Annotated in this window: 6 protein-coding genes, 1 tRNA gene and 1 pseudogene; 3 read left to right on the forward strand and 5 right to left on the reverse strand. The window is 35.2% G+C overall.

From position 1 onward, the window contains the following. Positions 1–417: 417 nt before the first annotated feature. Positions 418–1638, reverse strand: a complete 1221-nt coding sequence (locus AMDU4_RS08810) for an ATP-binding protein (protein ID WP_021787634.1) — start codon at positions 1636–1638, stop codon at positions 418–420. Between the two features lie 506 nt (positions 1639–2144). On the opposite strand from AMDU4_RS08810, the gene AMDU4_RS08815 reads away from it, so the two are divergent. Together AMDU4_RS08815 and AMDU4_RS08820 are read left to right on the forward strand one after the other, a co-directional pair. Continuing rightward, positions 2145–2375, forward strand: coding sequence for a hypothetical protein (locus tag AMDU4_RS08815; protein ID WP_021787635.1), 231 nt, complete (start codon positions 2145–2147; stop codon positions 2373–2375). Between the two features lie 263 nt (positions 2376–2638). After that, positions 2639–3805: an MFS transporter gene (locus AMDU4_RS08820; RefSeq protein ID WP_290704789.1), complete on the forward strand. Its 1167-nt coding sequence runs from the start codon at positions 2639–2641 to the stop codon at positions 3803–3805. Positions 3806–3913: 108 nt separating this feature from the next. On the opposite strand, the pseudogene AMDU4_RS08825 reads toward AMDU4_RS08820, so the two are convergent. Together AMDU4_RS08825 and AMDU4_RS08830 are read right to left on the reverse strand one after the other, a co-directional pair. Further along, positions 3914–4919: pseudogene (locus tag AMDU4_RS08825) on the reverse strand (IS630 family transposase). Positions 4920–4981: 62 nt separating this feature from the next. Further along, positions 4982–6502, reverse strand: coding sequence for a hypothetical protein (locus AMDU4_RS08830; protein ID WP_021787640.1), 1521 nt, complete (start codon positions 6500–6502; stop codon positions 4982–4984). Positions 6503–6823: 321 nt separating this feature from the next. On the opposite strand from AMDU4_RS08830, the gene AMDU4_RS08835 reads away from it, so the two are divergent. Next, positions 6824–6964 carry a hypothetical protein gene (locus AMDU4_RS08835; protein ID WP_290704793.1) on the forward strand — a complete coding sequence of 47 codons (141 nt, stop codon included), beginning with the start codon at positions 6824–6826 and terminating at the stop codon, positions 6962–6964. A 438-nt stretch (positions 6965–7402) separates the two neighbouring features. Here the strand turns inward: AMDU4_RS08835 and AMDU4_RS08840 are convergent. After that, positions 7403–7474: transfer RNA gene (locus AMDU4_RS08840), tRNA-Ala, on the reverse strand. Positions 7475–7799: 325 nt separating this feature from the next. Then, on the reverse strand, positions 7800–8124 hold a 325-nt coding region (locus AMDU4_RS08845), incomplete at its 5' end, for a glycine cleavage T C-terminal barrel domain-containing protein (RefSeq protein ID WP_021787642.1).

Consider the following 8124-nt stretch of genomic DNA (forward strand, 5'->3'; position numbering starts at 1 on the left):
TGAGGATCCCCTTCAGTTTTCCAAGCTGTGTTTCAAACTTGTCTCGATTTCTACCATGAAGAAATAGGTTTCTTAGTCAAATCCTTCTCTCTCCAGTTGTAGGTATCCTGTTTATGATTACACCAGGCTCATTCGGGATATCAACTGTCTGACTCTGTGTGCAAGTTAGAGAAATTCAAACTTTTTGAGTAGTACATAACAATTGGATTGCCATCCCTGAGGTATTTCACCATGCCAACCTCATAGTTATTTTTCAGCTCTTCTAGAATGGTTTTTATCTTGTCTTTTCACCAATCTTTCCAGACATATTTCCGCATCGGGAGATTTTGGTAAAGCTTTTAGTTAAAAGATTTCAGATCATTAAGACTGTGGGTATCGTTGCGTCTTATCTGTGGCCTGTGCATTGCCAATATAGTATTATATATTGCGTTCTATCATCCATTTCCAAACAGGTTTAGCTATTATATGCTTTCCATCAATTATGAATTTATCTTCTTGGTCAAATGTGAGTATCAACCCCTCTGACAAATTAAACTTTTTGACAGCTTCTAGAAGCCCGCCGAATTCTCTCTGGTTGTTCTCTTCATTTAACTCATATGAGACCTGTATTGCGGTTTTTATCTTATTTTGTTCTTTTATTAAGAAATCACATTCTCCTTTTCCTTTAAAGTAGAATATCTCTTTGTATTTCCTACGGAGATGCAGGAATACAGAATTTTCAAGCATCCTCCCAAAATCTGAAGAAAACGATACTGAATTAGAAGTGGAAAGGCCATTATCTATAGAGTATACCTTTTTAGCATTAATTAGCTGTTTTTTAAATGAGTGATCAAATTTCGGCACAGTAAACAGCAGATAGCTGTCTTCAAAATATGAAACAAATGCTATTGCAGTATTTACAGAACCTAGGTTGAACATTTTTTTAAGGCTATTATATGAAAACTCCTTGCCTATGTTGGTAATGAGGTACAGGGCAATAGTTTTCACTATCTTCGAATCGCGCAATTTGTGTCTTACTACAATGTCTCTTTGTATTATATCCATTAATAATTCGCGTAATATCTCCTGTTTTTCGTATTTCAAATACTCTGGGAAACCACCGTGTGTTAAGTATTGCGAGAATGAAGCTGGGTTTGCCTTTCTCTTTGACATAGAGAGTGATTCGGTAAAAGAGAACGGAAACAGCTCTATGCTGATGTGTCTACCAGTAAGTCTAGTGCCAAGTTCTTTGCTCAATAGGGACGCATTAGATCCGGTTATTACGAATTTCTTCTGTCTGTCAAGCCTTGACCTTACAAAAAGTTCCCATTTGCCAATATTCTGTATCTCATCTAATAGATAATATTCAGATTTGCCATAGTCTTCTTTGAAGATTTCATCTAGCTTCTCAAAGTCCTCGACTTGAAAGCCGTCCAGCCTGGTATCCTCGAAGTTTAGGTAATAGAAATTTGGGAGCTTTTTAAGCAATTGGTGAAGTAGCGTGCTCTTTCCACATCTTCTTATACCTGACAGAATTAGGGCATAGGGCATGTCGGTTTTGATTTCCCTCAATTCTTCTCTCTCTATACCATAATCAAATGACTCTAGGTCTGCCCTTTGGGATTTTACTACTTCTCTAAGAGATTCCTTTAATATCATAATCTTTTATGGCGAATGGTGTATTTAAATCTTCTCATTACTAATGAACAATATTATTCATTACTAATGAACAAATATTTAAGGTAACGACAGCCATATAAATACTGTGCAGGTGGAATTTTTAATAGAACGAGCCCTCTGGTTCCACACTCTTTTTAAAGCATTCCTTGGATCCTTTAAGTGTATTCAATATTTTGGTGATGTGTAACAGACATCCTTCGAGTTCACAAATAATTTTTACCCACTGCTTCCACAAGTTCCAGCGCCTTAAGATCAAGCTGATGACTTTGTGAAGTCATTTGAAGAAAGTATGCCTAATATCCATTAAATGTTCTGACATGATCAACAATCCATTTCTTTGCCAATATATTCGACTTGAAATGTTATCATTACCTCAGTGTTGTCAAAACTTAGATGGTTTTTTTGAGTGGTAGGAATTTCTGAATTGTTAAGAAGTTGATGGTATTTAACGGTAAAGTGCTTATCTGGTATATTGATAATCAATCATGGTAAAGATTACAATCAACCTTGATGAGTTAATTTATGAAGAAATAATGAAAGAGTCTGTTGAAAAATATGGGAGCACGAAGAACATTTCAAAGATAATCAACCAGCGTCTAAAGTCAAGAAAAAGTCACACTGGTTGTGGTAAGAAGAGGCTATCCTTCAGAGTTAAGGAAGAATTTGCAAATTTGGACGCAGATGTTGAAATTAAGAATAGATCGGGGATAACATAGAATGAAAGCCGTAATTGACACTAACATCCTGGTCTATGATACTATCAAGAACTCGCCGTATTATGATTTGTCTAAATAACCAATAAACTTCCTGTTGGAACTATTGCGTTCTCCTGGAGTCTTTCCATCAAACCTGTAGCCTATGATAAAGCCAATTGTTTATTGATCTTGAATAAACAAAACCTCAATCAGGAATTACCAGATTTAACAGTCGGAGAACAAATATGAAATGTTTATATAGAAAGGATAATTTTCATTGTGTTATGGATAATTTTATTAATAGGAATGTGTTGTTAATATCTTTTTCCGCATTCTTCTCTGACATGGGATATCAGGCAGTTTTAGCGGTATTGCCTGTGCTTTTAGTTCTCCACTTTCATGCACCAGTTTATGTTTATGGAATAATTATGGGTATTTCATATGGACTGGGGGCATTTTTTGGATATATAGGAGGCAGGCTCTCGGATATATATGGGAGGAAGAAAATTGCCATAATCGGGAACGCATTTATACCATTTCTCTCACTTAGTGGAATCACAAGTAATTTTATTCAAAGCTCTGCTCTATTTACAACTGGATGGTTGTCCAGGAATTTCAGGTCTCCTGCGAGAAAAGCTCTTATGAGTGATGAGACAAGTGATTCAACGAGAGGGAGAATCTTTGGATTCCTCAATGCACTGGATGTTGGGGGTGGAGTAGCATCAATAACAATCCTCCTTATACTTTTACATTTAAAGATGAAGCTTTCAGATGTCATCCTTTTAACTTCTATACCAATATTCGTGGCAACAATATTATTGATTTTTATTAAAGAAAGACCAAGGAAAATTGAGGAACAATTACAAAAAAATGATATTCCAAGGGCTAAAATCAAGCGTTCCACTTATAATGGCGTAATATTGGCAACCGGTCTTTATGGATTCAGTTATTATAGTTTGGGATTTCCAATACTTACAATAGCTACAGCTCAGAACGATGCGTTAGGTTTTGCCTCTTATTTATTTTTCTTGCTTGCATCAGCTCTATTTGGATATATAGTGGGATCTAGAAAAATTAAGTTAATACCCTCACTGGGATTTATAGGATATATACTGTCGGGAATTGGTACAATGGTTCTGGGATTGGCATATGTATATCATTTAAGTGTGATTATAATGTTCCTTGCAGTAGTCTTAATTGGAATGGCTGTAGGGACGATAAGCACACTGGAACCTAACCTAATAACCATAGTCAAGCCACGAAGTGAACATGGCAGGGGAATGGGAGCACTCACCGCATCTAGAAGTGCCGGTCTTTTCTTCGGGAATATAATGATGGGTTTTCTCTATTATTTTGATCCTTTTTATTCTTATCTCTATGCAACAATAATAGCGATGGTGGCGGGATTAATCATATTGATACCGGGCAGGGATTTTAAAGATTCAATATAAATATTACAAATAATTTTAGAGTATTTTAGTAAAAGTACTGTTACCAGTAATTCCTTTGTGTTAAATTCTAACATGCCATTTTTTGTTCTATAGTTGATTACTTATAGATTATACATTTGAAATGAATTTTTTCATCCAACTTCTAGTGAATGATCCCTTAGATGATAGCTCCTTGAAACCTTTTCTTATCACTTTCTTCATTCCTTTCTCTGAACTTATCTCCGCCTCGGAGATTATTCTCTTTATGGATTTCCATATGAATTCTATGGGATTGAGATCAGGCGAATATGGTGGCAGAAATACAAGTCTTATCCCGAGTTTTCTGGCCTTTCTTAGAACCTTCTTTGTATGATGCGAAGAGAAATTGTCCAGAACGAGTATGATCCTACGCTTTGGGTTATGCCTTCTTATGCATTGCAGGAACCTGCAAACGTCCTCCTTGCGGGAATGGTCATGGAACTGCAGAACGCTATTACCGTTCAGGGAATAGAAACCGAAGGTGTTGGCCCTGTACTTGGATGTATCCTTAACCATGACCGGTTTCTTGAATGACCAGAACCTCACAGTGTTGGCAGTGGTCTGTGGAGAGCTTTCATCAAAGAATCCGATTATGGATCTGCGAAGAGTAATCCTGCCTAAGTTTTTTTAGTATGTCCTCAGCATCTGGTGGCCTTCTCTTATCACGGAGATAGGGTTTTGCATGATGCATATCCCACCCCTAAAGAATTACCCATACCTGCTTCATGGTGTAATCAACGTCAAACTTCTTCTTAATCATGGATCGACCCTTTGTGGTGGTATAGTTTCCATCCTTCAGCATGTTTTTGAGATGTTCTTTCTGATCGGATGTCAGCTTTGACGGCCCCTTTCTGGCATATCTTGGTATAAGGCCCTTGTATCCAAGTTTGTTCCAACGATTCTGCCAATCATAACCCATCATCTTCATGATTCCGATTCTCTCGGATGCTTCCTCAACGGAATCACCGTTGTATCTGTACCTTATGAAGAGCAATCTCTTCAGAATTCGGGTGCTTCTCTCAAGAGTGCTGATGAGTCTGTCCAAATCACGTTCGTCCACCTTTTTCTCAATATGGTATCTCTCAACATTTACCATGTATAGGAAAAGAACACAAAAGTATGATAACGTTAGTAATTAACTATAATCAGTAATTTTGGTTAGATTAGGAAAACATTAAGCGTTGTTTTAAAAAAGGAAATGAAATCATTGATGGCATTGTCCATTGACTCCGTGAATCTTTTCATGTTATTAGCAAAGGTCATGATTTCCAGCACCGAGGTGAATGGCCACACAGTGTTTGATTCCCATGCGGAATGTGTGAACGGGCTAAATTCATTATACATGTCTTTTAATTCACTTATGGTTTCTTTCGATAAGATAGAACGACCAAGAATCCGGAGAGGAAATGTTGGTGGAGGGGGAATTATGATTAGCTTCTCTTCCTTCAGTGTATTATAAATTCTATCTTGAATATCCATAGATGATTGACTATCAATAATCCTCGCCACAGTCAAAGCATCGACAATTTCTTGAGAACCTATTTTGAGAAATTCTACATCAGGCATGGTTATCATTAATTTAGAGTCGTTCAAATGCTTCTCATTGTATTTTGATAAAGGAGAAATGGAACACCTCTTACCATAGATAATTGTAAATGAGGCTATGGACATATTTATGTGTAGTTTTTCAATGAAGATTTTTGTATTATCTGAGTTTAAATCACTTTCTTTCAAAAGGGATTTCAGCACTTCATTCCCCAGAATCTGTTTTTTATTGGAAACTTCTTTGATATTGAGACCAAGTTCGTTTGCCTCTTTAAAAGCGCCTTCGTTGAACCACAGCAATAGGGGTATGTCCTTTGCTCTCTGATCCACTTTAAGAATTTTCAGCTCCAGTTGGTCCCAAAACATATGTGTGGTAAGACCTTCAATAATCCTTCGCATTTCAGAGAAACATGCCGAAAAGTCACCAATTTGTGTTAGGGATCTTAGCGTTTTATATTTCAGTCTCAACTCATTGAAATAAATGAGTGTGTAAAGCATATAAGCTGGTTCCTTTTTATCTCTCTTTGCAATTTTAATAACGGTTTTATAGATTTTCGATATGGCGTTTTTAGTAGTAGTTTCCAACTCACTTAGTGAGGTGTTGATTAAATTTATGTGAGTGGAGGCAGTTTGTCTCACCTGCCCTGTATATTTTTCCATTTGTACTTTAAATTTATCTTGGTCCTCCAATGAACGTTGGGTAAACAATTCTCTACAATTGTAGATATACCCAAAAGTCTTCCAGATATTTTTCCTATCCTCAGATCGTTCTTTGAGAAAGTCGAAGAATTTTTTCCAATTCACTGTTATCTTTAACCCCAGCATGTTATTATATTTTGACTGTCCCCAGTAGTATTTGTTCAGAGAGGCACTAATCATATTTTTGGGAATTTCCATTTCTTTAGGCAATGCTTCATTCCATTTTTTCACTTCTTCCAATGCCTGTTGTCGAAAATTGTCGTATCCTGAAGAATGTTTTTCTATCAAATCAAGCTCTTTTAGTAAACTAAATACAGCAATGGATGGAATATCTGAATGCTGTTTGTTGCTTTTACCGTGATATATTCGTAAATATTTATTTTTAAACGGAAAACTCCCAAATGAAGGCCATTCGAAATGGTCATTTTCATACATGAAGTTGAATAAAACGTATGTATTTCAATCTTGCGATGTTCCCTATGGCGGAAATCTAGCGTCATGAAAACTTCTCTTTTTTATATCATTTCTTATTGAAAACACAGGGTGTCAAAAGGTTAATTAGTGTATTATGTATATTTTTAACACATGACAGTAATACCGAGAAAGGTTAAAAGAAAACATGGAGAATACTAGGAACTTGTAGATGTGAAGCGAGTTAATGGCAAGGTAGTGTAGAAATATATTGGTTTCCTGGGAAAGAATCCAAACTCAAAGATTGAACTTACAGGGAAGGATATATTCCCCTATGTGGAGAGATTGCTTAGTGCTGAGATATCTGATTCTGATATCAGGGATATACTGAAGAAGATTGGGATAGACTGTGACATATCTCCCATAACAAAGATTGTTTTAGAGAACGACAGAAAACTGGGAAAGGCTTTCCTGAGGATTAAATGAAACTGCATTTTAAAACACCCCTTAAAAGATGTTGTGAATGTAAATAAAAAATAAAAGTGGTAAACGAAGGAATAGAGATAATACTCAACGATTCATTGCCTGATACTCCATACAATGATAAAATGATGGATAAAGCCGGGGCAATACGAAATTCTGTAGAATCAATCATCAATTTCCGCCATAGGCTTTGGTAAAATGTGTATTGTCCGATGTCTTCAAATGGTTTCAGATGAATTATGTACCTAAAAGCCGGGAGTTTATGGTGTAACTATGCATATAATGACACAAAAAAAGAGTTGGTTTATTCATCAATAGTGAGATTCTGGAAAGTTCTATGGTATATGGGCTTAATCTTTCAAAGTTCATGACCTCCTGCCTTAAAATTTGGAGAGAAAACCCACCAATCATTTTGAATGCCGAGCAAAAAAAAATAAAGAATGGACCGGTCGGGATTTGGACCCGAGCCCTCCTGCTTGCAAAGCAGGCGATCTACCGCTGATCTACCGGCCCATTATAGTTCATAGAAATTAAACGAGAATTATTAAATGTTTCTAAATAAAATTTAATATTTGATAATGAAGGTTTATATTAATTATTTATGGGAGGGGGAGAGGTACATTTCCAGTGGAACGTAAAAAAGGTATATGGGCATCCTGTGAAAAAATTATAATTGATTAATATATATAAAAATAATTAGATATACTATATAAATAAATATAAAAGTTTATATTATTATATTATAAAGTGACACACTTATTTTATTATTAATAATTAAAAAAATATATTATATATAATATATATAAATTATATTTTAAAAAATAATATAATAATACTACTATTTCACAATTTTTGGTTTTACAACTTCCGCTTTTACCTTATTATTTCTTATATTAATAAAAATTTCATTTCCGGTTTTGCTATATTCTTTATTAATATAACCCAATCCAATACCAATATTCAGTATTGGTGATAGAGTTCCACTGGTTATTTTTCCTTCTATCTTATCGTTCACATATATATCATAGCCATTTCTCGGAATATTTCTATTTTCCAGTTTAAAGCCTCTAAATATATTATTATATTGTGTTTTCTGTTCTAATAATATTTCTTTTCCAATAAAATTATGTTCAAAGTTTACAATAAATGATATGGAAGCTTCA

It is taken from the genome of Ferroplasma sp. Type II (assembly GCF_000496155.1).